At 66.3% G+C, this 24,112-nt stretch carries 26 protein-coding genes; 12 read left to right on the forward strand and 14 right to left on the reverse strand.

Going from position 1 to position 24,112, the window contains the following annotated elements:
- The first annotated feature begins 503 nt into the window (after positions 1 to 503).
- Both K5R33_RS18170 and K5R33_RS18175 read left to right on the forward strand, forming a co-directional pair.
- Complete coding sequence (locus tag K5R33_RS18170) at positions 504 to 812, forward strand: helix-turn-helix domain-containing protein (protein WP_220750506.1); 309 nt, start codon at positions 504 to 506, stop codon at positions 810 to 812.
- Positions 809 to 2,122, forward strand: coding sequence for a type II toxin-antitoxin system HipA family toxin (locus K5R33_RS18175; RefSeq protein WP_220750507.1), 1,314 nt, complete (start codon positions 809 to 811; stop codon positions 2,120 to 2,122). Before K5R33_RS18170 ends, K5R33_RS18175 begins: the two co-directional genes overlap by 4 nt.
- A gap of 231 nt (positions 2,123 to 2,353) precedes the next feature.
- Here K5R33_RS18175 and K5R33_RS18180 read toward each other — a convergent pair whose 3' ends face one another.
- On the reverse strand, positions 2,354 to 3,913 hold the full coding sequence (locus K5R33_RS18180) for an alpha-amylase family glycosyl hydrolase (RefSeq protein ID WP_220750508.1): 1,560 nt from the start codon (positions 3,911 to 3,913) through the stop codon (positions 2,354 to 2,356).
- Between the two features lie 752 nt (positions 3,914 to 4,665).
- On the opposite strand from K5R33_RS18180, the gene K5R33_RS18185 reads away from it, so the two are divergent.
- The 5 genes from K5R33_RS18185 (at position 4,666) to bioB (ending at position 8,396) form a co-directional block, all read left to right on the forward strand.
- Complete coding sequence (locus K5R33_RS18185; protein ID WP_220750509.1) at positions 4,666 to 4,959, forward strand: Dabb family protein; 294 nt, start codon at positions 4,666 to 4,668, stop codon at positions 4,957 to 4,959.
- Entirely contained in the window at positions 4,960 to 6,096 is a 1,137-nt protein-coding gene (locus K5R33_RS18190) for an aminodeoxychorismate synthase component I (protein ID WP_255576516.1), read from the forward strand.
- Positions 6,097 to 6,177: 81 nt separating this feature from the next.
- Complete coding sequence (locus K5R33_RS18195; RefSeq protein WP_220750510.1) at positions 6,178 to 6,777, forward strand: GntR family transcriptional regulator; 600 nt, start codon at positions 6,178 to 6,180, stop codon at positions 6,775 to 6,777.
- Positions 6,778 to 6,862: 85 nt separating this feature from the next.
- Entirely contained in the window at positions 6,863 to 7,420 is a 558-nt protein-coding gene (locus K5R33_RS18200) for a biotin transporter BioY (protein ID WP_220750511.1), read from the forward strand.
- A 4-nt stretch (positions 7,421 to 7,424) separates the two neighbouring features.
- Positions 7,425 to 8,396: a biotin synthase BioB gene (gene bioB / locus K5R33_RS18205; protein ID WP_255576515.1), complete on the forward strand. Its 972-nt coding sequence runs from the start codon at positions 7,425 to 7,427 to the stop codon at positions 8,394 to 8,396.
- Between the two features lie 27 nt (positions 8,397 to 8,423).
- On the opposite strand, the gene K5R33_RS18210 is transcribed toward bioB, so the two are convergent.
- Genes K5R33_RS18210 through K5R33_RS18235 form a run of 6 tightly spaced genes read right to left on the reverse strand, consistent with a single transcriptional unit; the run spans position 8,424 to position 12,837 of the window.
- On the reverse strand, positions 8,424 to 9,296 hold the full coding sequence (locus tag K5R33_RS18210) for a metal ABC transporter substrate-binding protein (RefSeq protein ID WP_220750512.1): 873 nt from the start codon (positions 9,294 to 9,296) through the stop codon (positions 8,424 to 8,426).
- Positions 9,293 to 9,631, reverse strand: coding sequence for a hypothetical protein (locus tag K5R33_RS18215; protein ID WP_220750513.1), 339 nt, complete (start codon positions 9,629 to 9,631; stop codon positions 9,293 to 9,295). Before K5R33_RS18215 ends, K5R33_RS18210 begins: the two co-directional genes overlap by 4 nt.
- A complete protein-coding gene (locus K5R33_RS18220; RefSeq protein ID WP_220750514.1) occupies positions 9,628 to 10,383 on the reverse strand; it encodes a DUF4198 domain-containing protein in 756 nt (251 codons plus the stop codon). Before K5R33_RS18220 ends, K5R33_RS18215 begins: the two co-directional genes overlap by 4 nt.
- Before the next feature lie 14 nt (positions 10,384 to 10,397).
- Entirely contained in the window at positions 10,398 to 11,555 is a 1,158-nt protein-coding gene (locus K5R33_RS18225; RefSeq protein ID WP_220750515.1) for an ABC transporter permease, read from the reverse strand.
- Positions 11,552 to 12,211, reverse strand: a complete 660-nt coding sequence (locus tag K5R33_RS18230; protein ID WP_220750516.1) for an ABC transporter ATP-binding protein — start codon at positions 12,209 to 12,211, stop codon at positions 11,552 to 11,554. Before K5R33_RS18230 ends, K5R33_RS18225 begins: the two co-directional genes overlap by 4 nt.
- Positions 12,208 to 12,837, reverse strand: a complete 630-nt coding sequence (locus tag K5R33_RS18235) for a hypothetical protein (protein WP_220750517.1) — start codon at positions 12,835 to 12,837, stop codon at positions 12,208 to 12,210. The genes K5R33_RS18230 and K5R33_RS18235 overlap by 4 nt, the downstream gene beginning before the upstream one ends.
- 417 nt (positions 12,838 to 13,254) lie before the next feature.
- Here K5R33_RS18235 and K5R33_RS18240 point away from each other — a divergent pair, with 417 nt between their 5' ends.
- Genes K5R33_RS18240 through K5R33_RS18255 form a run of 4 tightly spaced genes read left to right on the forward strand, consistent with a single transcriptional unit; the run spans position 13,255 to position 17,058 of the window.
- Positions 13,255 to 14,322 carry a hemin-degrading factor gene (locus K5R33_RS18240; protein ID WP_255576514.1) on the forward strand — a complete coding sequence of 356 codons (1,068 nt, stop codon included), beginning with the start codon at positions 13,255 to 13,257 and terminating at the stop codon, positions 14,320 to 14,322.
- A complete protein-coding gene (locus K5R33_RS18245; RefSeq protein WP_220750518.1) occupies positions 14,319 to 15,203 on the forward strand; it encodes a heme/hemin ABC transporter substrate-binding protein in 885 nt (294 codons plus the stop codon). The genes K5R33_RS18240 and K5R33_RS18245 overlap by 4 nt, the downstream gene beginning before the upstream one ends.
- Positions 15,200 to 16,270: a FecCD family ABC transporter permease gene (locus K5R33_RS18250; RefSeq protein WP_220750519.1), complete on the forward strand. Its 1,071-nt coding sequence runs from the start codon at positions 15,200 to 15,202 to the stop codon at positions 16,268 to 16,270. The genes K5R33_RS18245 and K5R33_RS18250 overlap by 4 nt, the downstream gene beginning before the upstream one ends.
- Entirely contained in the window at positions 16,267 to 17,058 is a 792-nt protein-coding gene (locus tag K5R33_RS18255; RefSeq protein WP_220750520.1) for a heme ABC transporter ATP-binding protein, read from the forward strand. The genes K5R33_RS18250 and K5R33_RS18255 overlap by 4 nt, the downstream gene beginning before the upstream one ends.
- On the opposite strand, the gene K5R33_RS18260 is transcribed toward K5R33_RS18255, so the two are convergent.
- The 4 genes from K5R33_RS18260 to K5R33_RS18275 are packed head-to-tail and all read right to left on the reverse strand — an operon-like array spanning position 17,020 to position 20,962.
- Positions 17,020 to 17,349, reverse strand: a complete 330-nt coding sequence (locus K5R33_RS18260; protein WP_220750521.1) for a hypothetical protein — start codon at positions 17,347 to 17,349, stop codon at positions 17,020 to 17,022. The genes K5R33_RS18255 and K5R33_RS18260 overlap by 39 nt on opposite strands.
- A gap of 46 nt (positions 17,350 to 17,395) precedes the next feature.
- Positions 17,396 to 18,490 carry a DUF1513 domain-containing protein gene (locus K5R33_RS18265; RefSeq protein WP_220750522.1) on the reverse strand — a complete coding sequence of 365 codons (1,095 nt, stop codon included), beginning with the start codon at positions 18,488 to 18,490 and terminating at the stop codon, positions 17,396 to 17,398.
- Positions 18,487 to 19,431 carry an imelysin family protein gene (locus tag K5R33_RS18270; protein WP_220750523.1) on the reverse strand — a complete coding sequence of 315 codons (945 nt, stop codon included), beginning with the start codon at positions 19,429 to 19,431 and terminating at the stop codon, positions 18,487 to 18,489. The genes K5R33_RS18265 and K5R33_RS18270 overlap by 4 nt, the downstream gene beginning before the upstream one ends.
- Before the next feature lies 1 nt (position 19,432).
- A complete protein-coding gene (locus K5R33_RS18275; RefSeq protein ID WP_220750524.1) occupies positions 19,433 to 20,962 on the reverse strand; it encodes a di-heme oxidoreductase family protein in 1,530 nt (509 codons plus the stop codon).
- A 117-nt stretch (positions 20,963 to 21,079) separates the two neighbouring features.
- On the opposite strand from K5R33_RS18275, the gene K5R33_RS18280 reads away from it, so the two are divergent.
- Positions 21,080 to 21,472, forward strand: a complete 393-nt coding sequence (locus K5R33_RS18280; protein ID WP_220750525.1) for a hypothetical protein — start codon at positions 21,080 to 21,082, stop codon at positions 21,470 to 21,472.
- A gap of 353 nt (positions 21,473 to 21,825) precedes the next feature.
- On the opposite strand, the gene K5R33_RS18285 is transcribed toward K5R33_RS18280, so the two are convergent.
- The 3 genes from K5R33_RS18285 to hemP all read right to left on the reverse strand — a co-directional run bounded on the left by K5R33_RS18285 (position 21,826) and on the right by hemP (position 24,020).
- Entirely contained in the window at positions 21,826 to 22,233 is a 408-nt protein-coding gene (locus K5R33_RS18285; protein ID WP_220750526.1) for a hypothetical protein, read from the reverse strand.
- A gap of 98 nt (positions 22,234 to 22,331) precedes the next feature.
- Entirely contained in the window at positions 22,332 to 23,618 is a 1,287-nt protein-coding gene (locus K5R33_RS18290) for an imelysin family protein (RefSeq protein ID WP_220750527.1), read from the reverse strand.
- A 219-nt stretch (positions 23,619 to 23,837) separates the two neighbouring features.
- A complete protein-coding gene (gene hemP, locus K5R33_RS18295) occupies positions 23,838 to 24,020 on the reverse strand; it encodes a hemin uptake protein HemP (RefSeq protein WP_220750528.1) in 183 nt (60 codons plus the stop codon).
- Positions 24,021 to 24,112 lie beyond the last annotated feature (92 nt).

Raw genomic sequence — 24,112 nt, forward strand, 5'->3', positions numbered from 1 at the left:
GAATGATAGGTCCGTTTCTCGGGTGTCCAGTATTGTGTAGCCCCAGCCATGAGATGTTTGGCGATAGCGGTAAAGTGGCAAAAGCTGCTCAAGGGTGCGTCAGTTGATCATCTTAGACACGCTATGGCTGGGTCTTGTTTCGCAGGTCCTGCCTGGGGTCACATGGCGAAGCCAGCGACATAGGAGCGTCAGGATGTCTTCGTCTGAATACCGTTTGCTTGTTATTTCCATGCTCTCTTTCGTCGCTATTGTAGTGGCCCGCATGTCCTTCTGCGCCTTTGTTAGACACTCATGTCACGGTGCTTTGATCGCCGGACGGCGAGTAAGACCATGTGGGGAAGGGGACCGGCGCCCCTGACAATGCCGTCCAGCGCCAAGCGCGTTGTTGCTATCGTCTTCCTCGCCCGCCCTAAACATAGCCGAGGACCACGTCAGAGGAGATTATCCTTGTAGAGGTGTGATATCCCCATATCAATTAGACCCTGAATAGGGTACAGGTTGATATGGTTGTATCCCTTCATATCGCATCACCCGAAGACTCCGCCCAAGCAGCGGGGGCCGCGCTCAAAGAGCTGCGCCTGGCCCGCCGTTGGACGCGGAAAGACCTGGGGGGCCGCGCTGGTGTTCCCGTGCCGACCCTGCGCCGTTTTGAAGAGACGGGGCTTGCGCCCTTTTTGACAGTCGTGCGCCTGGCGCGTGCCCTGGCCCGCGACGATGAGATCGCGCAGATCTTTGCGCCCGACCAGGGGCTGCCCGACGATCTGGATACCCTCCTGTCACAAGAGGCCAAGGATCGGGACCGCAGGCGATGACCGGAGCGTTGCCCCCTTGGCCCTTGGGTCAGACCCTGACGGTCACGCTGCGGGATCTGGCCATGGGGGACGACGCCTGTCGGACCGTCCCGGTGGGGCGGTTGGCTTGGTCCCGCCAGCGCCGCGTCGCGGTCTTTGAGCCCGATGCCACCGCCGGACGCTTGCCCTTGTCGCCCCATGCGCTGCGCCTGGATCAGGGACTAACACAGGGGAATGGCGCGGAGTTCGGAGGACTCCACGGTGTTTTCGCCGACAGTTTGCCCGACGGATGGGGGACCCTGTTGGTCGACCGGGAAGCGGCGGCCCGGGGTCTGCGCCATAGTGATCTGACCCCAGTGGACCGTCTGGCCGTCGTGGGCGAGGGCGGCATGGGCGCGCTGTCCTATCAGCCGGAGGCGGCGCGGGCGGATGACGGCGCCCCCGATGTCGCGGCCCTGGCCCAAGCGGCCCAGCGGGTGCTGTGCGACGCGGGTGATGTTGCGCTGGCCGATGCGCCGCGCTTGCGGGCGGCCTTGGGCGGCTCCGGCGGGGCGCGTCCCAAGATCGTCTGTCAGATTGGGCCAGGGGAGGACCCCGTGTTGCGCGCGGCCTCGGCGCCGCCCGACCCGGCCTTTGACCATTGGATCGTAAAGTTCCCGGCGCAGGAAGATGGCCGCGACATCGCGGTCGTGGAACAGGCCTATGCCACCATGGCCCGCGCCGCCGGGATCGACATGCCCCCGACGCGCGTCGTGACCGGCTCCGATGGGCGCCGGTTCTTTGCCGCGCGGCGGTTTGATCGGCAGGTGATGGCGACAAAGCAAGGGGCGCGACTGCGCCGGTGGCACATGCTGTCGGCCTCTGGGGCGCTGGACAGCGAACATCGGAACTATGCCTTCGACTATGCGACGCTGTTGACGTGGATCGGACAGCTTACCCGCGACCAGCGCGCCATCGAGGAAGGGTTTCGCCGCGCGGCCTTCAACGCCATGGCCCACAATCGGGATGATCACGGGCGGCAACACGCCGCTCTGATGGATCTGGACGGGCAGGGGGCGTGGCGGTGGCGTCTGTCTCCGGCCTATGACCTGACGCCGTCAGATGGACCGGGCGGTGAGCATAGCCTGGCCATCGGCGGCGCCGGGCGGGATGTGGATCGCCCCGCGTTGGAGCGTTTGGCCCGCGACGTGGGCGTCCCGGCGGCGCGGCGCGACGGGATCCTGCAAGACGTGGCCCAAGCGGTCGCCGACTGGTCGCACCACGCAGACCGCGCAGGTGTGCCCCGAGCCACCCGTGAGCGCGTCGCTGAATTGCATTGTTTGGTTCCATGAGGCCGGATGGGGTGCCTGGGCTATGGGTGGACGTGACCACAGGGTGTCGTGCGGCTCCGGTTCGGAGACCTCTGGCGCTTCTTAGGATGCGGGCTTTGTCGGCTCGTCCAACGCTAGGCGCGCGTGGCTACCTTCTCATGCCAAGAGGACGCCAAGGTCGACGTGGCCACTCCTAGGAACGCCCCGAAGACCAACCACGTTTTGCGTCCTGTTAGTCGATACTCGCGTCGATCAGAGGTGCTCGATGCGAGCGCCCATCTTGGGCAGGGTCCTTTCGCCGGGGTTGGTCTCCAGCAGGGGCGCGCCCTGGGGTGGGACCTCGCATAGGGGGCCGAAGTTCATCACGGCGCGATACCGCTGCCCGCCGGACTGGAAGGTGACCGACAGCACCTCGCCCGCCTGCTCAACCTGGTGCGACTGTCCGGTGGCAAAGCCCTTGGCCCGGCGCAAGGACAGCATTCGGCGGTAATAGCCCAGCACGCTATGCGGGTCCGCCGCCTGGTGGCTGACCGCAAGGTCTGGGCTCCAATTCATTGGGAGCGTTGGTTGGCCGGTCGTGAACCCATAGGTTCCCGGCGTATCGGTCCAGGGCAGGGGCACACGGGGCCCCGGCCGCCCCGGTCCGTCGGGCCAGAAGCGCAGCTCGAACGGGTCGTCGATGGCGTCCTTCGGCAGGTCCGGCTGCGGAAGGCCCAGTTCTTCGCCTTGATACAGCAGCAGTGGTCCAGGCATCGCGCAGAGGATCGTGGCCAAGAACCGCGCCATTTGGGGCGGCGGCACGTCCGGCATGCGGGAGGCAGGGCGCGGTTGATCGTGGCTGCTGAACCACCAGGGCAGGATCCAATCCTGTCCCTCCATCGCCTCGAAAATCGGGGCGAAGGCCTCGGGCCGGTGGGCGCTGGCGGGCATATCCGTGGTATACATGGCATCGAGGCGCCCCGGCGCGCAGAACGCCTTGGCCACCTCTAGGGATTGGTTGCCGGTATTGCATTCCCCCACCAGCCACAGGTCTTCCCCGGCCCAGGCCCGCAACCGCTCGGTCCAGGCGGCGCCGTCGCCGGGCAGCATGTCGTGGATATGGTCTTGATAGGCATAGGGGGAGGCGGCGGGGCCTTCGATCTTGGCCCGCGCCTCGGGCGAAGCGGGGGGATTGTCGGCCAAGGACGGGTCGAACAGATAGGCTGTGACCACATCTAGGCGAAACCCGCTGACACCCCGGTCGCGCCAAAACCGGACTGTCCGCTCAATATCGGCCTGTACGGCGTCGTTGCGCAGGTCCAGCGACGGCTGATGGGACGTGAACTGATGCAGGTAATACTGAGACCGCTCATGGGACCAATACCAGGCCGGGCCACCGAAAAAGGACATCCAGTTGTTCGGGGGGCTGCCGTCCGGTTTTGGATCGCGAAAGACGTAATGGGCCGCCGCCGCATCGTCGCCGGCAAGGGCCGCTTGGAACCGGGGGTCCAGGGTTGAGGTGTGGTTGAGAACCAGATCCACAAGCACGCCCAGGCCCCGCGCATCGGCAGCGGCCACCAGGGCGTCGAAATCCGCGAGCGTGCCGAGGTCGGGGTGGACCGCGCGATGGTCTGCCACGTCGTACCCCGCATCCACGAGGGGCGAGGGGTAAAAGGGGGCCAGCCAGATCGCATCGACGCCCAGGTCGGCAATGTAATCCAGCTTGGTCGCGACGCCTCGCAGGTCCCCGATGCCGTTGCCGGTCGTGTCGAGAAAGGCGCGGGGAAAGATCTCATAGATCACCGGTGGGGCCGCCCGAAGGTTACGCGGCATTGGGGATGTCCTCTGCCAAGGGAGGGTTTGCGCGGTATGAGACCTGTCGTCGGAAGACGCCGCCTATGCGAATCGCCGGGCCAAGTCGCCGACAGGCATGTGGCTTTACGCAGATCTCCTTGGACTTCGACATCGCGGCCCCGATAGTCGGGCCCGGACCATCTGGCCTGCGCACCGCGTCGATCGTTTGGGCGTGCACCATGTGCTGCGCGTGTTTCGTCATGGCGGCGTCCTTTTGTTTGGGCCAGAAGGGTGGGCCCGTTTGGACCATCCACGCTTCGGCGTAGAACGCTGCGACTGTGCTTGAGGTTCCAGGCGGCGTGACCCATGCAGGCCGCGCGGCGTGCCCGCAGGGTAGGTGCGTTGGGTGTCCGACGCTGCTGAGATAGGAGATTTAGGCTCTAAATTCCCTATCAGAGCCTGTTCCACGCGTGTTGGCGGTGGGAAAACGCGGCAATTGGGGCGTCGTCAGCCGGAGGGTCATCCACCGGAACACCATCACCTGCGAAGGGTGACTTGCACACTGGCACGAAGCTCTCAAATCAACCCTAGAGACCTCCACATCGCTGATCGGTTGGCCTCCTAGGGCAAGCGCAGATTCACACCCAATCGCTCGGACCACGTGGCGTGATCGTCTTCCCTTGCGGCGGCTTCTGCGGTGTCGCAAACATCGCGCCGAAACGGCGAGGGTCCGGGCGGTTCGCCTGTGCCCCGGTCCGAATGCGCAGCGGTTTTCCCATGAGGTCCCGAGAATGTCTGATACCCGGCCCATTCGCCATGTTGTCCTGTTCAGCAGCAAGCATCCCGATACCATCGACCAAATCATTGAGGGCCTGTGGATGTTGAAAGACATCCCATCGGTGGGCCATTTCGAGGTGCGCCGGAACCGAAACGAAGATCGCTACTCCAACGATGTGGACGTCGTGGTCTATGCGGAGTTCGACAGCCCCGAAGCGCTTGCGGCCTATCGTGCCCACCCGATCTACGACGAATGCGTGGAGATCGTGCGCCCGCTGCGATCTCTGCGATTGGCGGCAGATTTCTAGGTGACGGCCCGCGATCCGAGTGGCGTCATTGCCTTTGACACGGGTCCGCTGGGCGCAGGGACCCAGTTTTCGGACCCCGTTGATCTGATCGAAGCCTGGCAGCCCGAGGAGGTCGCGCAGGCCTTTGACCGGCTAGAGCGTGCGACGGCCCGTGGCCAATGGCTCGCCGGAACGCTGTCCTACGAGTTGGGGTATGCGCTGGTCCCGGTGTTGGCGGACCGGATGCCTGCGCGGCGGGACGCGCCCCTGCTGCGCTTCGGTGTGTACGACGCGCCGCACGCCCTGCCCGACCGGTCGTCGCAGGGGACCGGGCGGCTGGGCAGCTTCACGCCCGACTGGACGCTGGAGCGTTACCGTGACGCCTTTGACGCCGTTCACGGGTTTCTCGGGCAAGGCGACATCTACCAGGCGAACCTGACCTTTCCGATGTTCGCCGATTGGAGCGGGTGTCCCTTCGACCTCTACGACCGTCTGCGCGCCCGCCAACCGGTGCCCCATGGCGCCTTTGTCGATCTGGGCGGGCAGATTGCCTTGTCCCGCTCGCCAGAGTTGTTCTTTTCGGTCTCCACCAGTGGCACCATGCGCACCCGCCCCATGAAGGGCACGCGACCGCGCAGCCGGGATGCCCGCCAGGACAAGCGCCTCCGGGACCAGCTTATCGCTGCAGAGAAGGACCGGGCCGAGAACCTGATGATCACCGATCTTTTGCGGAACGACCTGTCGCGGATATCGATCACGGGCAGCGTCCGGGTGCCTATGCTGTTCGAGGTGGAAAGCTACGCCACGGTCCATCAAATGGTGTCCGAGGTCGTCTCAGACCGTCGGGCCAATGTCGGTTTGCAAGACACACTGACCGCTCTCTTTCCTTGTGGCAGCATCACGGGCGCGCCGAAAATCCGGGCCATGCAGATCCTGTCGGAGTTGGAGGACGCGCCCCGTGGCCTTTACTGTGGGGCGATTGGTTGGATAGCGCCCGACGGCAGCATGGCCTTCAACGTGGCCATTCGCACGATCCTGTTGGACCCAAACGGGCGCGCGCGCCTGAACGTGGGCGGTGGGATCGTCTATGACAGCACGGCGCTGTCGGAGTTCCAGGAGGCGCGGCTTAAGGCGACATTTGCCGATCTGGGTGATTGACGCCCCCATGTCCGGCCTATGCGGTGGGGCTGGATCGCGATTGTCGTTCGACTATTCCGTGGGATCCGTTAGATGCACTCCATGGGTGTTTTATCTACAAAATCCGAACAGATCGCCGATGTCCTCGCCGAAGAGATCATTCGAGGTGAGTTCGCCCCCGGTGCGCGCCTGGGCCAAGACCATATCGCTGAGCGGTTTCAAAGCAGCCATGTGCCCGTGCGTGAGGCCCTGCAAAGGCTTGTGCAAATGGAGTTGGCCACCTCGGAGCCTCGGCGGGGCGTTCGGGTTTTTTCGCTGTCCGCATCGGACCTCGACGACATTCAGCAGATGCGCTTGGCGCTGGAACCTCTGGCCCTGCGGCAGGCCACGGCGCAGCTCGACGCCGAAGACCTGAGCAAGATTGAAGCGGCCCGGACGGCCTGTGATGTGGCGGAGGACCCAATCGTGTGGGAGCGGGCCAATCGGCGGTTTCACTTGGCGATTTTGTCACCCTGTGCCCGTCCCCTGCTCCTGCGACGGATCGAGCCCTTGCAGCGGCTGTCGGCCCACCGCTTCCATTCCCGGTGGCGCAAAGGGTGGGTCAAGACCTCGGATCGCGATCACGGGGCGATCGTTGAGGCCATGCGGGCGCGGGATGCCGACAAGGCCTGCCACGTCCTGGCCCGGCACTTGAACCGGTAAGATCATTTCTGCCCTTGAGCCGTAAATCTACAAAGATTATCCATGCTTCGAGTCACTGGAAATTTTATAGATAAAGGCGCTCGTCATGCAGAAAATGGACACCACATCAAAGGTCTTCGCCCCCCAGCGGATCGTCATGTATGCCCTGGCGGTATCGCTCCTGACGCTGTCGGCGAAGGTCTCGGTCCCGTTTCTGACGGTGCCCATGACCCTGCAAGTCGCGGCTGTGCTGCTGCTGGCGGGCCTTGGTGGGCTGCGGTTCGGTGCGAGCAGCGTGGCATCCTACCTCGCCGCTGGTGCGGCAGGGCTGCCGGTGTTTGCGGGAACCCCGGAAAAGGGCCTTGGGCTCGCCTACATGGTGGGGCCGACGGGCGGATATCTGCTGGGCTTTTTGGTTGCGGCCATTGGCGTGGGCTGGGCCGTGGACCGGTTTGGGCGTCAGGCCGTCTGGCTGGCCATGCCGATGGGCCTGGCGGCGATCTATGCCCTGGGCGTGGCTTGGCTGTCGCAGTTTGTTCCGTCCGAACAGCTGCTGGCCCTTGGGGTGACGCCTTTCCTGCTGGGTGACATCGTGAAGGTCGCGCTGGCGGCTGTCCTGACCGTGGCGGCGCCCACCGCGCTGCGCCGCTTTGTGCGGGGCTGACCCGGTGCTGGACGTTTCCGACCGGAAGGACGCCTCCCTTGCGGATCAGGCCGAGGCCCTGCTGCGCAGCCCTCTGCTGACGCTTCTGCATCGCGCGGCGGAGGTCCACCGGGCCCACCACGATGTGGAGGATATACAAAAGGCCAGCTTGCTGAGCATCAAGACCGGCGGTTGCCCGGAGGATTGCGCCTATTGCCCCCAATCGGCCCACCACAAAGAGGTCGGGTTGCAGAAGGAGCACTTCATGGCCCCCGATACGGTGGTCGAGATGGCCGCCCGCGCCCAAGCGGCGGGGGCGGAGCGGTTCTGCATGGGCGCCGCCTGGCGCCGGGTGCGCGATGGGGCGGAGTTCGAGGCTGTCCTCGACATGATCCGGGGCGTCCGCGCCCTGGGGATGGAAGCCTGCGTCACGCTCGGCATGTTGGAGCAACATCAGGCCCAGGCCTTGGCCGACGCAGGGCTGACCGCCTACAACCACAATCTGGACACGGGTCCCGAGTTCTATGCTGAGATCATCGGCACGCGGACCTATCGGGATCGGTTGGAAACCCTGGACCATGTGCGTGCGGCCGGTGTCAGCATCTGCTGCGGCGGCATTATCGGGATGGGCGAAAGCCTGCGGGACCGCGCGGATTTGCTCGCCGTGCTGGCCGGTTTTGATCCGCAGCCCGAAAGCGTGCCAATCAATGCGCTGATCCCCGTGCCGGGCACGCCCCTGGGCCATCTGCCGCGCATCCGTCCCATGGAGATGGTGCGCATGGTGGCCGCGGCACGTATCCTGATGCCCAAGGCGCGCGTGCGGCTGTCGGCGGGGCGGGACGGCTTTTCCGTCAGCGATCAGATCCTGTGCTTTATGGCCGGGGCGAATTCGATCTTTTACGGCGATGTCCTGCTGACGGCACCTAACAGCGGCTTGTCCCTGGACGATGCTCTGTTCGAGACTCTTGCCGCGGTCGAGGAGGGCGCGACGCCCTGAGCGCCGTGCGCCCCCAATGGGAGGCGTTCACTCGCTGGTGGTGAGGGCGGTTTCCAAATCGCTCAGGCCCTGGCGGAAGGCGTCTAGGAAATCACCTTGCTCCGGAGGCATGGCCAATGGCGGGAAGACCGCTTGGGCCAGCCCAAGGGCTGCGACGGCCTCGCGAGCGGCGTCGGGGGGCGCGGCTTCCCAGAGAAAGACGCCCGCGCCGGTCTCGGCCATGCGCCCGCGCAACTCAATGAGCTGAGCAGCGTCGGGCGTGGCCCCTGCCTCCCAGTCGAGCGACGTAACCGATAGCCCATAGGCTTGGCCAAGGTATTCATACCGGGGGTGGCTTGCGATCACAGGGACGGGCATGTCCGCTACCAAGGCGTCGCCTTGGACGTCCAAGGCCTGCAGGTCCGATAGCAGCGTGGTCAGGGCATCGTCGGGCGTTGCCTCGGGCAATGCGCGGCCCAAAGCGGTGGCTAAAACCTCCGCCTGTTGGGCCGCAAGGTCGAGGTCCAGCCAGGTGTGGGTCGCCACGCCTTCATGGCTATGGCTGCCCTCTTCCCCGTGACTGTGGGTGATGGTTTCGGTCGCGATGAACGCTGCTTCCAGACCGCGTGCCGTCTCGACGGTGCGGGCGCGGGGCAGGGCGGCGCGGGTGGTCCAATCGGACAGGCCAGCACCGTTGAGCACGATCAGATCGGCGGCCTGGATCTCGATGATGTCCGACAGACCCGGGCGCCAGGACGACGGGTCGCGCCCTTCGGGCACCGCCAAGCGGACCTCAGCAGCCCCGCCGGTCAACCGTTCGGCGAAATAGGCCATGGGATAGCTGTCGGCGACGATCACGGGGCGATCCTGGGCCCAAGCGGGCGCGGCCATCAATAGGACCGCTGCGACAGCCGCCCTCATGCGCCGCCGCCCAGATCGGCGGGGGTCAGCAGCCAGTACCCCTCATGGTCGTCGTCGGTCTTGACGGTGATCGACAAACCGCCCGCCGCGACCGTCCTGTCCAGGGGGAAACGCGCCACGCCGTCCTCAAGCGGGTAGGTGGCCAGCAGGGTGCCGCTGGCGTCCTCGACCAGCACGTCGCCCTGGGTGGGGACGCGCCCGGTGGAGAACTTGGCCTCCACCACGACGACCTCTCCGGCCTCCGCCGCCTGGACCGAGGCGAAGACGGTCACCCGGTGGGCCAAGGCCGGCCCCCCAAGGGCCAGCGCACAGATCAGAATGAGGCTGCGGATCACTGCCACGCCTCGAACCGGACCCAGATCACGGCGCCCAGTTCAACGGCCTTTTCGACCCCGTCCTGGGCCATGGTCTCAGGCGCCGTGTTGAGCGCGGCAAAGCCCCACCACCCGGCAGAGGGCGCGGCGTAGGTGAACACGCCATCGGCATCGGCCTTGATCGTCTGGGTAATCATCAACTCGGACGGGGCAGAGGTCTGCTGGCCCTCGTTGTAGAACTCCACCTCGATCTCGGCATAGGGCACCGGCTCCCCTTCCAGGTGGACGATCCCTTGGAAGATGTTCCCCTCCCAGAGGCCGAAGGGTTTGGACAGGGGCACAATCTCGGTGCGCAGGCCAAGCTCCGCGTCCCAACCTTCGTCATCGTCATAGGCCGACACGTAGGTCTTGGTGAAATGCTGGATGAAGGCGTCTTCGGCAGGTTCCCAATAGGGGACGGGGGTCATGGCGAAGACATGGGTGCCAGGACGGTCGAGCGCATGGGTCAGGGTATAGCCCGGCTCCCCCATGACGGTGGCCTCGGACAGGGCGCCGAGCAGATCCGTCGTCTCGCCCCCGTGGGTGACGGTAAAGGTCTCGGGCCGTTCCAGGATCATCCCGTCTTCCTCAAACGGGTGGGAGAAAGACACCATCAAATCAACCGAGCGCCCCTCATCCTGGGCGATCATGGGGTCGGATGGGATAATCATACCGTAGTGAGCCGCGGCAGGGCCGGCGGCGATCAGGGCCGCGGCAAGGATAAGGCGTGGCATGGAAACTCCCTGTTTTATGTTCCTAAGGCAATCAGCCGGGCGGCGATGATGTCCGCGTTATATATCAGCAAGATGACAATCGGCGCGGCAATGGCAAGGGCGGCTGCGATCACAATGCCCACCTCGGCCAAGGCCAGCCGCGCGATGGTTCCGCGCCCGGCACCAAGGGCGAAGGCCGTGCGCATTTCGGGCGCGCGCAGCCGCCACGACAGGAACAGGGCCAGCCCAAGCGCTAGGGCAGCGGCCAGCCCCACGACGACGGTCACGGCATCCACGAGGGAGGCGATGCGCAGCAGGCGCGCGACCAGCGCGTCGATCACATCGGCGGGGACGACGGCTTGCACCGGGCCTTCGGCATCCAGATAGCGGCCCCGTAGGATTGTGGCGGCCCGGTCATCGTAAGGCGCCACCATGACGGCGGTCACTGGATAGCCCGCCGGATCCCCGTGGAAGTGAAAGCTGTCGATATTGTCCTCGGTGATGCGGGCGAATTGCACCACGCGGGCGGCGGCAGTGGCAGCATCCTCGCCCGCGACGACGATGTCGTCATGGCCGTGGCCGATGCCCTCGATCACCCAGGCGGTCTTAATGTCCACGAAGACGGCGTCGTCGTCGGGCGTGCCGGTGGGGGCAAAAATGCCGGTGATTCCCATCTCCAACGGATAGGCACCGTCCAGGTCGAACAGGTTTTCCGGGTCCGATAGGATGGTGTCCCCAACCCCGAGGCCCAGACGTGCGGCGGCACCTGCGCCCAGCACCGCTTCACCCAGCAAGGCGAAGGGGCGCCCCTGGGCAATCTCCAAACCACGCAGGTCGAAGTAGTCGAGCGTTGTGCCCACAATACGCGCTTCGCCCGCCGTGAACGTCGTATGCAGCGGCACCGGAATGCCCAGCCCAGACTCCCAGACCGCATCGGCGGCGGCCATGGTCGCAGGCTCTGGCAGGTCGTCGGTGAAATAGGCCCCGGCCATCACAAGGTCCAAACGGCTGCCTCGGGTCCCCAGAAGAAGGGGCGTCGCCTCGGCCCGCGCGGTCAGCGCCGCCTCCCCCTGGGCCAGCAGTGTCCGGGTCAGCACGGGCACCGTCCCCACCAGGGCCGCCGCGACGATCAGAACAAGGGTGCGGACCCAGTGAAACCGCAGGTTCGCCAGGGCCAGATAGAGCGCGTTCATGCCACCCCCGCCAAATCCGCAAAGTCGATTACCCGGTCGAAGCGCGGCAGCAGCTCGTGGTCATGGGTCACGCAAAGGAGCGCCGCGTCGGTCTCGGCACCCTGGGCGAACAGTAGGTCCAGAGCCGCCGCTTTGTTGGCGGGGTCCAGGTTGCCCGTCGCCTCATCGGCCAGGATGACCTTGGGTTGGGTGACCAACGCGCGGGCAATGGCGACGCGCTGCCGCTCCCCTTGGCTGAGTTGCGCGGGGCGGCGGCGGGTCTTGGCGCCCAACCCGAACTCCGACAGGAGGGCGCGGGCGCGGGTGCGGGCCGCGCGGTCCAGTCGCAGGCCTCGGCCTATGCGATAGGGGTAGAGGACGTTTTCCTCGGCCGAGAGGTAATCGACCAAGGCGAACTCCTGGAACACGAACCCGACCGAGGCCGCGCGGAGTGCCCGCCTGTCGCGGTCACCCAGGGCGCCGATCTCGGTCCCGCCCAGCGACACCATCCCGGTGTCAGGCACGGAAATGCCCGACACCAGGTTCAAAAGCGTCGTCTTGCCCGAGCCGGATGGGCCGACCACGGCCACCCGCTCCCCCGCGGCGACATCTAGCCAAGGCACGGTGAGGGCAAAGCCCTGCCCATAGGCAAAGCGCAGGTCACGGACCGCAATCATCCGGGCGCGACCTCTGCGGTGGTATCGGGGGCGTCACCGCCCGGCACGGTCGTCAGCGTTCCGGCTTCGGTCCGGTCCACATCGGTCAGGCGAAAATCGGTCAGGCGCCAGGCCCCATCCGCCGGGGCAATCGTCAGCTCCGCACCATAGGCGTTGCCGCGCATATGGGTGTGTTCGGCGTGGCCGACCTCGCCCAAGACGGCCCAGCGGATGGTGGCGGTCATCGCGCCATCGGCCGTGCGCCAAGTGCCATCGGTCAGCGTCAATTCGTGGACCACCTGGTCGGGCAACCCCCCCGTGGCCAACGCGCCTGCGCGTTCGAGGTAGAGCGACTCCAGCGCCTCGCCTGCCGCGACGGTGGCCAGCCCGTCGTAAATCGCGGTTTCCTCGGTTTGGGCAAAGGCCTCGTAGACCGTGCCAAGGATTGCGATGGTCACTCCGTATCCTTGACCCCGTAGACCATCCGCATCCACCGGCGCGGCCAATCCCGGAGCGGGCAAGGCCTGAGGCGCGGCGGGCCGCGTGAGCCACAGGGCGCCCGCCCCGGCCAGACCCAGGACCACAGTCAAGGCCGCCAAACGTGGCCAGAGCGCGGGCGCGGTGGAAGGGGTCTCGTGGGGTGCCATTGCAATCACCGTATCAATCTAGGCGCGAACCACAACGCGAGGGGCCGGGACGTCCCGGATGGCTGCTTGGCGCACTGTCGTCTTTTTCCGGGGGGCGTCAATCGGACAGTGGCCCCTGAGGTCGCAATGCCTGTGCTTGGCCCCTGCGACAGACCCGGTTCCGATGGCAGGAGGGCAGCATGTCCTGCGGGCCGCCGATAGGGCGATGCGGCGCGGCCGGTTGCGCCCCGTTCTCAGAAAATATCAAGGATGCCAGATGTTTGGGCGATCACTTGGTCGAAGACCTGTCACCGTGTCGCAGACAGATATATTTCTGCTGGAAATACCGACAAAAATAGTCAAGAATTGTCTTAACACGTCGGTGCGAGCCATACGAGCAGCCAGCCCCCCGATGGTCCTCAATCGGAGTTCTGAGCCATGTCCCTTCAGACAGTTGGATCTGAAGCGCGGATGACCGTGTCCGCCATTCGTGATGCCATCGACGCCGCGCCGCCCCTGCGCGAGCGGGAGCTTGCCGCCCGGATCGGCATCTCGGAAGCGGAGCTTTTGGAGGCCCGGGGCGACGGCTGGCGCGTGGCGCGCATTGACGCGACGCCCGGGCGCCTGATCCCCGCCGTGGAGGCTTTGGGCGACGCCATGGCCCTGACGCGCAATGATTGGTGCGTGTCCGAGAAAATCGGGCGCTACACCGACTTCCACGACGGCAAACACGCCGCCATGACCGTCAACCCGGACATCGACACGCGGATGTTCCCGCAGCATTGGGTCCACGGGTTCCACGTGGAGAAGGACACTGAAGACAGTCTGCGCCGGTCTCTCCAGGTCTTCGACGGGGCGGGACAGCATGTCCATAAGGTCCACCTGACCGAGGGGTCCGACCTGGCCGTTTGGGCGGCCCTGCGCGAAGATCTGGCGGTGGCGCCCGCGCCCCTTGCGCCGGAGCCCGCGCCCGCCCCCGAGGGCGCCCGAACCAATCCCGACCGGGTCGAGGTCTTGCGCCGGGAATGGGCCAAGCTGACGGATACCCATCAGTTTCTGATGCTGTGCCGCAAGGTAAAGATGAACCGCCTCGGCGCCTACCGCGTCGCGGGCGCGCCCTTTGTCAGGGCGTTGCAGCCCTCGGCCTTTGGCGACCTGATCCGCGGGCTTTCGGCTGGCGGCGTGGGGTCGATGGTCTTTGTCGGCAATCGCGGCTGTATCCAAATTCATTCGGGACCCATGGACCGGATCGCGCCCATGGGTCCCTGGCTGAACGTCATGGATCCCCGGTTCAACCTGCACCTGCGCGACGATAAGGTCGCAGAGGTCTGGGCCGTGGAAAAGCCTACCAAACGCGGCCCGGCCCTGTCGGTCGAAGCCTTCGACGCCGACGGCACGTTGATCGCCCAGATCTTTGGGTTGCGGAAAGAAGACGGCGCCGTCGATGAGACCCCCGCCTTCCGTAAGATCGTCGACACGCTGCCAGACGCGGAGACGGCGGCATGAGGGTGCATTGGCGCCTGCGGGACAGCTCGACCCTGATCGCGGGGGCGGCGGTTGCGATCTATTTGCTGGGGACGGCTGCCATGGTCTTTGCGCAGAGCCCCGCGCCAGAGGCCGCCCGTGTGCTGTCCATTGGCGGCTCGGTCACGGAGATCGTCATCGCGCTTGGGCAAAACGACCGGCTGATCGGTCGCGACACCACATCGACCTATCCGCCCGAGATCGAAGCGTTGCCGGACGTGGGCTACATGCGCGCGCTCTCGCCCGAAGGCGTGCTGTCGGTGGTGCCGGACCTGATCGTCAGCGAGGACGGAGCCGGGCCACCCGAGGCGATTGACGTGCTGCAAGCTGCGGGCATCCCGATGGTGACGATCCCGGACGGCTACGACCGTGCGGGTCTGCGCGCCAAGATTGAGGCAGTTGGCGATGCGCTCGGCGTGCCCGACAAGGCTGCAGCCCTGGCCGATAAGACGCTGGCCAGGCTCGACACCGCTGTCGAGGGGATCAACGGAGATCCCAAGCGCGTTTTGTTCATCCTCTCCACCCAGGGCGGGCGCATCCTCGCCTCGGGCACCGGGACCGCCGCCGATGGGATCATTCGCCTGTCAGGGGCGACGAATGCTGTCGCGGCCTTCGAAGGCTATAAGCAGATGACGGATGAGGCGGTGACGGCGGCGGACCCGGACGTCATCCTGATGATGGATCGCGGAGGCGACCACGGCGCCGTCGATGCGGAACTTTTCGCGATGCCCTCGCTGTCGACGACCCAGGCGGCCACAAGCGGTGCGATTGTGCGCATGGACGGTCTGTTGCTGCTCGGCTTCGGTCCGCGCACGCCCGATGCCGTCGAAGCGCTGGCGGCCGCCTTGGCCGAAGCGGGGTGAGCGAGGCAGCGGACATCGCCGCCGTTCCTGCGGGGGACCGGCGCGCCCGGGCCCGTCGCGCCACCTTTGGCTTGGCGGCAGCGGTCTGTGCCGTCTCGGTCTTGTCGCTGGCGCAAGGGCCTGCGGGCACGTCGCTGTGGTCCGCGTTGGCGGCTCTGGTCACGGGCGAGCCCATTCCCTTGCGCGATCGCGTGGTTCTGCTGGACATCCGTCTGCCCCGTCTTGCCCTAGGTCTGCTCGTGGGCGCGGCGCTGGCTGTGTCGGGCGCGGTCATGCAGGGCTTGTTCCGCAACCCGCTGGCCGATCCGGGCCTCGTGGGCGTTTCGGCGGGGGCTGGGCTGGGCGCGATTGCCGCCATCGTTCTGGGCGGCGCGTTGCCCGTTGGGGCGGCGGCCCTGGTCGGGTCCTCGCTGGTGCCGCTGGCCGCGTTCTTCGGCGGGTGGATCAGCACGCTGCTGCTATACCGTGTCTCGACCCGTGGCGGGCGGACGTCGGTTGCGACCATGTTGCTGGCGGGCATCGCCCTCGGGGCGCTGACGGGCGCGGTCTCCGGGCTGCTGGTCTATGCCGCCGACGATGCCCAATTGCGGGAGCTGACGTTCTGGGGCCTCGGATCGCTCGCTGGGGCGTCTTGGCCCAAGCTGGCGGTTGCGGGCCCGATCATCCTGACCGCCTTGGCCCTGTCCCCTCTGCTTGCCCGGGGCCTCAACGCGCTGGCCCTAGGCGAGGCGACGGCGGGCTATCTGGGCCTGCCGGTGCAGCGGATCAAATCGGCGGCGATTGTGTCGGTCGCCGCCGCCACGGGCGCGGCGGTCGCCGTCTCGGGCGGGATCGGGTTCATTGGGATCGTGGTGCCGCATCTATTGCGGCTGGCGACAGGGCCTGACCATAGGATGCTGGTGCCCAATGCGGCGCTGCTCGGGGCTGCGATGCTGATCTTGGCCGATGTGATCGCCCGTGGTGTCATTGCGCCAGCGGAGCTGCCCATTGGCATCGTCACAGCCATCATCGGCGGGCCGTTCTTCCTGTGGATCCTGTTGCGGTCGCGCGGCGTGCTCGACCTATGAGCCTCGTGGTGCGCAACTTGACTGCCCGGCTGGGCCGCACTGAAGTGTTGCACCGGGTCGGCCTGACCGCCCAGGCGGGTGAGGTGACAGCCATCGTGGGGCCGAACGGGTCCGGCAAGTCGACGCTTCTTCGCTGTCTGACGGGCGATCTGTCCTTCAGCGGTGACGTTCTTCTCAATGGTCGCGATCCGAGGACTATTCCGGGGTGGGAGCTTGCCACGCTGCGCGCCGTCCTGCCGCAAGCGTCTGCCCTGGCCTTTCCCTTCACGGCCTTGGAGGTGGTGCGCATCGGCCTGGAAGCACGGGGCAGTGCGGACCGGACGGGGATCGCGCAGGCGGTCCTGGCGCGCGTTGGGCTGGCCGGGTTTGAGGGACGTTTCTATCAGGAGCTGTCGGGCGGCGAACAGGCACGGGTGCAACTGGCCCGCGTCCTGGCCCAGGTCTGGCATCCGGTGCCCGGCGGTGCGCCCCGTTGGCTGTTCCTGGATGAGCCGGTGGCCGCGCTCGACATTGCGCACCAACGGGTCGTGACCGACATCGCGCGCGCCTTCGCAGCTGAGGGGGGCGGGGTCGTCGCGGTCATGCATGACCTCAATCTGACGGCTGGCTTTGCCCACCGCATGGTCCTGCTTGCCGAGGGGCGCGTCCGTGCCGAAGGGCCACCCGATACCGTGATGACCGACGCTCTGCTGAGCGCGGCCTATGGGTGCGAGATCCGTGTTGGCGTCATACCGTCGACGCCCTTCCTGCTACCGCAGATGCCGGATCGTCAGCCGCCCCTCCGTTAGACCCTTTTCATTGGGACCGATCCGATGCGCATGATCCCTCTCTTCGCTTTCCTCTCGCTGCCGTCTATGGTGCAGGCCGAGACGGCGGCGCCCCACCTGACCGTCCAGCTCGACGGGTTGAGCCAGGTCGAGCAGACCTGCCGCCTGACCTTCATCGCGGAAAATGGGCTTGGCGCCGATATCGAGCACCTGGTTCTTGAAGCCGTCGCCTTCGACCCGAACGGTGGGGTCGCGCGCATTTCGTTGTTTGATTTTCGCGACCTCCCCGAGGGGCGCAAACGGGTCCGCCAATTCGACTTGCCCGATTTGGCGTGCGAGGCCGTGGGCTCGATACTGATCAACGGCGTTCAGACCTGTACCGGCGCCGACGACTGCGCGACGCGGCTGACGGAGTCGGTGCAAGCGCGATCAAATGGTTGTCCCAGGCGAGGGCGTGTTTGCGCACACCGTTTGGCATCAACAGCCCTCCGGTCCCGTCTGAGAACGCCAGTCCGGGCCCGGCTGGCGCCACGCCGCAGATATCGGGGCGCGTCATAATCTTTGCGACCGCGCCCGTTGCCACATCAAACACCGGGGCCAGACCCCCACGGGGACCTGTGATCGCGCATTGCTGACCGTTGCCGGAAAAGGCCACCGACCCGGCATATCCCTGCATGCGTGGCTGATCCGGACCAGCCTCAAACAGACGGGGCGCTTGGCCGCGCTGGTGTAGCATGAGCAGCGGGACGGTCCTGTCCGGCGACCCCTCCCACTGGAGCGCCACGGCTATGGTTGAACCATGGGCGGCGAGATGCCGGATCGAGGCTTGGGCGAGGCCGGGCAGAGCGACCGTTTCGGTGATGCGACCGTTGTCGAGATACGTGAGGTTCGGGCGCATCGTGTCGAGGTTCATCTTGCGGCGCCCATCGGACGGGTCCGTGCGGATGCCGCCATTCGCGATGGCAAACCCGCCTGACGGCAGGCGCAGGATCTCATGCGGGCCAAGCCCACCCGACGGGATTTCGTCAACACGGGTCCAGGTGGCGCTGTCCCAAATGCCGATCCGCCCCTCGGAGGTGGTGTGCACGGCCTCGGTCGTCAGGAGGTACACGCCATCGGCGGTATAGGCGCCGTGGCCCTGGAACCGGTTCCGGGATGGCGGGGTCAGCCGATGGGTGACTGTGCCCCCGGCGCAATCGAGGACCAGGGCGAACGTGCCCGGGCGGCGGGCGAAGGCGACCGCTTCGCTGCGCATAGGATGGGCCGCCGCCGCATGGCCGCGCGCGGGCAGGGGCACACGGAAAACAGTAGTAGCGTCCATGGCCAATCCGAACAGCGCGTAGGCGCCCGATGGCTCCCGCGCGGCGGCGATATGGGTGGCGCCGGTGGCGGCCCAGGCCGGGGCCGTTGCACTGGCCGCGAGCCCTGCGAGCAAGGTGCGACGGCGCATCAATCTCCGTCCAACCGGTTGAAGCCCGCCTGCACCCCGAGCGCCGCGCCGATCTCGGCGTTCGCGGTGCGCCCGGTTTCATTGACCGCCGTCTGGAGGGCTTCCACACGGAGGCGACCGCCAGTTGTCTCGACCCCGGCAAAGACCGGATCGTCCAACCCCTCGGCAAGGGAAATCGCCCTGGCGAAAGCCGCATCCGTTTGCGGTGCCTCGGCCAGCGTGGCGGCCAGATCGCGCAAAGCGGTGAGGGCTGCGGTCACATTGGCGAGGCTACGCCCCGATCTGCGCATCTCCGCCCGCAGCGGACGGGGCTCCGCAAAAGTCCCCATGGGGCGGCCCAGACGCTGCGTGGCCGTGAACTCCAACCCGGTCATGAGCGTCGTGAAGAGCGCCGCCTCGGCCTCCTCTGGGGCAAGAAAGCGCGTGTTGCCCTCGGCGCTTGCGGTGCGGAGCGTGGCCGCGAACCCGTCGCGCCGGCCTGCTTCGATGGCGGCGGCGGTCGCAGCAAGATCGGCGGTCAGGGCCTGTGTCAGGGGACAGGGCGCGGCCCCGTCGAAGATCGCCCGTTCCAACGCCCCCAATCCGCGCGCGGCCACAGAGGCGCGGGCCAGGGCCTCGGGCGTCCAAGCCTCTGCACCCTGTTGGGCGAGCAGGCGGAGACCGCGACCGGTGGCGTTGCGGGCGTCGGGCCAGAACTGGATCGCGCTGGCGCGGCCGCCGTCCTCCCCCGGACCAAACATCAGATGGGCCGCGCTGGCCCAGGCCTCGGCAGCCTCGCGGAAGGGATCTTGCAGGGCGTCGCAGCCGGTCTCAGCCGCCGTGGCGAGGGCGGTCGTCGCCTGGGACAGATCGGCCAGGCGCGGCAGAATGTGGTCATCGACAGCCGCATCGATGTCGGCCATCGCTGGCAAGGCGAGGACGCAGAACGCTAGGGCAAGGCGCATGTCAGAGCGACTCCAGAAAGGTGAGAAGGGCGGCGCGGTCCAAGGGCGGCAAGGCGGCATAGGCATTGCGAGCCCCCGCGCCTTCCCCCCCGTGCCAAAGGATCGCTTCTTCGATGGTGCGCGCCCGCCCGTCGTGCAGGAACCCTGCCTCGGGGGAGACCTGCTGCACCAATCCCAGACCCCACAGCGGCGGCGTCCGCCACTCTGACCCTGTGGCCTGCCCGGCGGGCAAACTATCGGCGAGGCCTGGACCCATATCGTGCAGCAGGAAGTCGGAATAGGGCCAGATCAACTGGAAGGAATGGGCGGGCCGGTCGCGCAGACGGGCGGTGACGAATTTCGGCACGTGGCAGGCGGCGCATTGGCTCTGGTGAAATAACTCCTTGCCGCGCAGCACTTCTGGGTCCCCGACGTCCCCACGTTTTGGCACGGCCAGGGTGGCAGAGTAGAAGGTCGTCAGGTCCAGCGCGTCGCCAGAGACCTCGAACCCGCCTTGGGCCGCATCCATACCATGGACGCTGGCCCGGCAGGCGGTCTGCGCCTCGGTGCAATCGCCCCAGGCGTCGGGCCGCAGCGGCGAGGCGAGACCCATGTCGGCGTTGAAGGCATCCGCCGCCTGCTGGCGCAGGGTGGGCGTCGTGGCGCGGACGCCGAAGCGGCCCAGCATCGCCTGCTCGTATTCGGGCGACCAGACGATATTCGGGCGTCCGGAGATGCCGTCGCCATCGGCATCCTCCGGATCGGCATGGGCCATGATGTCGGCGGCCGGGATCGCCTCAACCAGGCCCAGACCGATCATTTGGGGCGCAACCCTTGGGCTGATGGCCGTCTCCGGGTCCAGCGGGCCGTAGCCGAGGCCCTCGATCTCCCAAACCGGACGTCGCAAGTCGATCGGTCCCGTTTCCGCCAGCGGAACGCTCTCGACCACCTCCCACGTAACGCTTGGGCGTCCTTCTGCGGGCACCCCTGCAATGGAGAAATCGCTCAACTGATGGCCGTAAACCGGATCAGGCGCCGCCCCCAGATAGCGTGCCAATTCGTCACCAACCGGCAAAGGACGGCCCAAGCGGACCGCCAGACTGCCTGCGGTGTCGCCTGCATCCAGCGGCGCATGGCCCCGTCCGTCCTTGATGTGGCAATCCTGGCAGGACCGCAGGTTGTACATGGGGCCCAAACCATCCGACGCGATGGTCGAGGCCGGGGCCGCAACCCAAAGCCGCTCAAACAGGCCGTTGCCGACGAAGAAGTCGGATTGTTCCTCAAAGGTCAGGTTCGCCTGGGGCAGGGAGTAGGCACGGATATCCGTCAGCCGCGCGACACTGCCAGCACCGCCAGAGTTCGTTTCGAACCGCTCCGGCGCCGAGACGTCATCCGGGCGCGCGGTCACAGCAGCGATCCGCGCCGCCTCGGCCTCCGTCCGTGGCAGAGCCTCTAGATGGACATCCTTCAGTGCGTCCTGGGTAACCAAAAGGTCGGCCTGGACGGGAGATACGAAAGACGTCACCGTGAGTGTCAAGAAAAGTTTACGCATCCGAAGAATTCACCTCTGTCCTCACGTGACATTCCTGACAGAAAAACTTAGGTACTTCTTGGACGACGTTAGCACGCTGTGCAACAGACGATAGCCCGGCGATACGAAAGGCACGATATGGCCCATCCCGCCCATTCGACCGTACCCCTTCCGGATCGGCATCTTGCCCTGTTGACCTTCCTCCGGCTTGCGGCGCTTGAGTGCCGCGCCTCGTCGCGGCTCGATCTCACGCAGGCATGCAAGGTCCTCGACCCCGAGATTGACGCGGGGGACCTGGCGACGATCCTTGCCCGTGCGCTGCCGCAGGTTCTTTTTCACCGACCGCAGATCCTGGCGCCCGGCGCACTGGGGCGTAGCTTCGACGAAGACTGGCTGCTTGCCCTGGCCGACGCGATTGCCCGTGGGGACCGCCTGTCGGAGCGCTTTCTGCTTCGGCGACGGTGCCACCCCCACCGCGCGTCCCATCTTTCGCTCTTGCTGCGCGAACTCGAAGACCGTCTGGCGGCCTAGCGGACCCTTCGCCGGACAGGTTTGCGCTGGATCGGCGTTGATCGGATCCGGTGGCGCGCATGGCCGTACAAACGATACGCGGCGGACCTGAAGGGGGGACCCAGGGCCCGGGGCGCGTTACTGGTTCCCTTGAGCCGAGGCGCGCGTTAGTCTGCCGCTATGTCCCCCGCATCGCAAGCCAGCCAGTGCCAGCCAGCGAGCCCATGGGAGTCACACCTGAGATCTCGGCAACATTGAACCAGGCATCGCAGAAACCATCGGGGTGACCCTGGGGGAGATTTCGGCTCGACATGTCCAACCCGGTCCGACGGGCACTAAGGCAGATGGCACCGCTTGAGACCCCGGCGCCGGGCCTAGTTCGCGCCCACGGCCGCCGACAGCGGCGCGACGCCTTCGATGCGGGCGGCGCAGGCCTGTTTATCGGCAAAGGCCCCGTCCAGGCGACACGCGCCCACGATGTAGTCCCACCGATCCGCCTCTGCGCAGGGCGCATTTGGGGTCTCGAACGTTGCTTCGGCGGTCTCTCCAGGGGCAACGTTCAGGAACCAGGTGCCCTGGGACCGGCCAACCTGCACGCCGTCCTTTTGGATCAGGAAGAAGCCCGAGAGCTCTTCCAAGACTTGGTCGCTGTCGTTGGTCAAACGGACCAATCCGGTGCAGTAATACTCCCGCAGCCCCGTCTCAATCAGTTCGATCCGCCACTCCTGCGCAGCCGCGGGCAGGGGAAGCGCGAGCGCCGCAATGACCAGCAAGTGTCGCATCGAGACCCTTTCGAAGTCAAAAAACCCGACGCGGCGCAAACACCTCGTCGGACAGAGAAAGGGCCGCGCGACAGAGACGCCGCGCGGCCCAACGGGGTTTACTCGAAGACGGCGTCCGGGTTGTCGAGGCTGTCGGAGCCCTCGAACGCAATCGGCTCCAGGCCCACAACGGCGACCGCACGCTCGATCTCACGGGTTTGCGCGACGAGCCCGTCGATGGCCGCCTGGATCAGCGCGCCGCCCGCCTCGTTCGCCGGGTCGAGCATCATGTCGTACTTCAGCCCAGCCTCGGCGGCGAGTTTCATCTCCGTCATTTCCATCTGCGTGGCGTCCAGCGCGGCGCCGAGCGCATCGGCCACGGCCTGGTCCTTGGCGGCGACGTAATCCCGCAAGCTGGCCCCAGAGGTAATGGTGCCATCAACGCCCACATAGGACCCGTTGAACACGTTGCGGATGCCAAGCGCGTCATAGAAATGGTCATTATGGGTGTTGTCGGCGAAGCAGGAATGCTCCTCCTCCGGGTCGTTCAGCAGCAGGCCCAGCTGCATCCGCTCGCCCGCCTGTTCCCCGTAGGACAGTGATCCCATACCGGTCAGGATGCGCACCAACCCGTTCTCGTCTGCTAAGGCCTCGGCACGGGCGTCGCCCCCTTCGGCCCAGGCGGCGGCCATGTACTCTAGGTCGGTGACCAGAAGGTCCGTCGCCGCTTTCAGGTACGCGCCCCGCCGGTCGCAATTGCCACCCGTGCAGGCGTCGCCGCTGGCGTAATCCGTCCAGGGACGTTGCCCGGCGGTGGCGTCATAGGCGCCCAGATCCTGGCCCCAGAGCAGAAACTCAATGGCGTGGTAGCCTGTGGCCACGTTCGCCTCGGCGCCGCCCGCCTCGTGAAGGGTGTCCTCTAGGAAGGCCGGCGTCAGGGCTGAGGCGTCGATCTCCGACCCCGAAAGAGTGAAGGAGGCATTCTGAATGACATTGATCGCGGCGGCAGGGTTCTCGTCATAGGCCTCTAGCGGAGCGGAGCCTTCGGCGACGACATAATCGATCAGACCCTCGTCGAGCGGCCAAGCATTCACCTTGCCCTCCCAATCGTCGACCATCGGATTGCCGAAGCGATAGACCTCGGTCTGCTGGTAGGGAACGCGAGCCGCCAGCCACGCGTCCTTGGCCCCTTGCAAACCCTCAGCCGACGGCGCGTCCAGGAAGGCGTCGATGGCGGCCTGGAGGGTGCGTGCCGTTGTCAGGCTGTCGCCGTATTTCGCGGCGGCGATGTTTGCATAGGTCTCCATCACCTGCACCTGCATCGGCGCATGGCCGTCCGCGAGGGCAATCGTGGCGAGGGGCTGGATCGCGAGCGCGGCAACCGCGCAACTTGTCAGGAGTTTCATCGTGTCCCTTTCGAATAGGTGATTTCACTGGGTTATTCGGAGCAACAGCCCGGTTCCTTGGAGCCCGAGCCTAGGGTTGTTTTGTCTTGGAAGCTGTCGAGGGGGCCTGTGGCAGGGGCGAAGCACACCCGGCCCCGCTGGACGCGACCGCATCCCGTCGCGGGAAGGAGGTCGCCGATCCGAGCCTGAGCGCGCCTGGCCGTGTCCACAGCACCGCGTTCATTTCGTCAGGATTAACTTGCCCGCACGGGTCAGGCGGAGCGTGTAGGTCTTTTCGTCAAGGACGATCTGAACCGTATCGCGACCTTGGAGGATCATATCCGCGCGGTAGGTCAGCGGGGCGGCCGCAGTCAGGGCACGCTCCGGCGCGCGGTCACGTGTGGGGGGCCTCAGATGTCCCATCGGCGCGCCTCCTTCTGGTGGTCGACGTGACCATGCGCGCGTTCGGTTCGGACTTCGTCGAGGTCGGGCCTACCAAACGGGAGGTTTCGGAA

The organism is Jannaschia pagri (assembly GCF_019655435.1).
Lineage (GTDB): Bacteria > Pseudomonadota > Alphaproteobacteria > Rhodobacterales > Rhodobacteraceae > Jannaschia > Jannaschia pagri.

What these genes read in the sequence shown, in the direction of transcription:
- K5R33_RS18170 (WP_220750506.1), top strand. Translation starts at nt 504, where the DNA reads ATGGTTGTATCCCTTCATATCGCATCACCCGAAGACTCCGCCCAAGCA.
- K5R33_RS18185 (WP_220750509.1), top strand. Translation starts at nt 4,666, where the DNA reads ATGTCTGATACCCGGCCCATTCGCCATGTTGTCCTGTTCAGCAGCAAG.
- K5R33_RS18275 (WP_220750524.1), bottom strand. Translation starts at nt 20,962, where the DNA reads ATGCGTAAACTTTTCTTGACACTCACGGTGACGTCTTTCGTATCTCCC.
- hemP (WP_220750528.1), bottom strand. Translation starts at nt 24,020, where the DNA reads ATGGGACATCTGAGGCCCCCCACACGTGACCGCGCGCCGGAGCGTGCC.
- K5R33_RS18220 (WP_220750514.1), bottom strand. Translation starts at nt 10,383, where the DNA reads ATGCCACGCCTTATCCTTGCCGCGGCCCTGATCGCCGCCGGCCCTGCC.
- K5R33_RS18195 (WP_220750510.1), top strand. Translation starts at nt 6,178, where the DNA reads ATGGGTGTTTTATCTACAAAATCCGAACAGATCGCCGATGTCCTCGCC.
- K5R33_RS18285 (WP_220750526.1), bottom strand. Translation starts at nt 22,233, where the DNA reads ATGCGACACTTGCTGGTCATTGCGGCGCTCGCGCTTCCCCTGCCCGCG.
- K5R33_RS18245 (WP_220750518.1), top strand. Translation starts at nt 14,319, where the DNA reads ATGAGGGTGCATTGGCGCCTGCGGGACAGCTCGACCCTGATCGCGGGG.
- K5R33_RS18180 (WP_220750508.1), bottom strand. Translation starts at nt 3,913, where the DNA reads ATGCCGCGTAACCTTCGGGCGGCCCCACCGGTGATCTATGAGATCTTT.
- K5R33_RS18225 (WP_220750515.1), bottom strand. Translation starts at nt 11,555, where the DNA reads ATGAACGCGCTCTATCTGGCCCTGGCGAACCTGCGGTTTCACTGGGTC.
- K5R33_RS18175 (WP_220750507.1), top strand. Translation starts at nt 809, where the DNA reads ATGACCGGAGCGTTGCCCCCTTGGCCCTTGGGTCAGACCCTGACGGTC.
- K5R33_RS18240 (WP_255576514.1), top strand. Translation starts at nt 13,255, where the DNA reads ATGTCCCTTCAGACAGTTGGATCTGAAGCGCGGATGACCGTGTCCGCC.
- K5R33_RS18290 (WP_220750527.1), bottom strand. Translation starts at nt 23,618, where the DNA reads ATGAAACTCCTGACAAGTTGCGCGGTTGCCGCGCTCGCGATCCAGCCC.
- K5R33_RS18255 (WP_220750520.1), top strand. Translation starts at nt 16,267, where the DNA reads ATGAGCCTCGTGGTGCGCAACTTGACTGCCCGGCTGGGCCGCACTGAA.
- K5R33_RS18200 (WP_220750511.1), top strand. Translation starts at nt 6,863, where the DNA reads ATGCAGAAAATGGACACCACATCAAAGGTCTTCGCCCCCCAGCGGATC.
- K5R33_RS18280 (WP_220750525.1), top strand. Translation starts at nt 21,080, where the DNA reads ATGGCCCATCCCGCCCATTCGACCGTACCCCTTCCGGATCGGCATCTT.
- K5R33_RS18270 (WP_220750523.1), bottom strand. Translation starts at nt 19,431, where the DNA reads ATGCGCCTTGCCCTAGCGTTCTGCGTCCTCGCCTTGCCAGCGATGGCC.
- K5R33_RS18210 (WP_220750512.1), bottom strand. Translation starts at nt 9,296, where the DNA reads ATGAGGGCGGCTGTCGCAGCGGTCCTATTGATGGCCGCGCCCGCTTGG.
- K5R33_RS18230 (WP_220750516.1), bottom strand. Translation starts at nt 12,211, where the DNA reads ATGATTGCGGTCCGTGACCTGCGCTTTGCCTATGGGCAGGGCTTTGCC.
- K5R33_RS18235 (WP_220750517.1), bottom strand. Translation starts at nt 12,837, where the DNA reads ATGGCACCCCACGAGACCCCTTCCACCGCGCCCGCGCTCTGGCCACGT.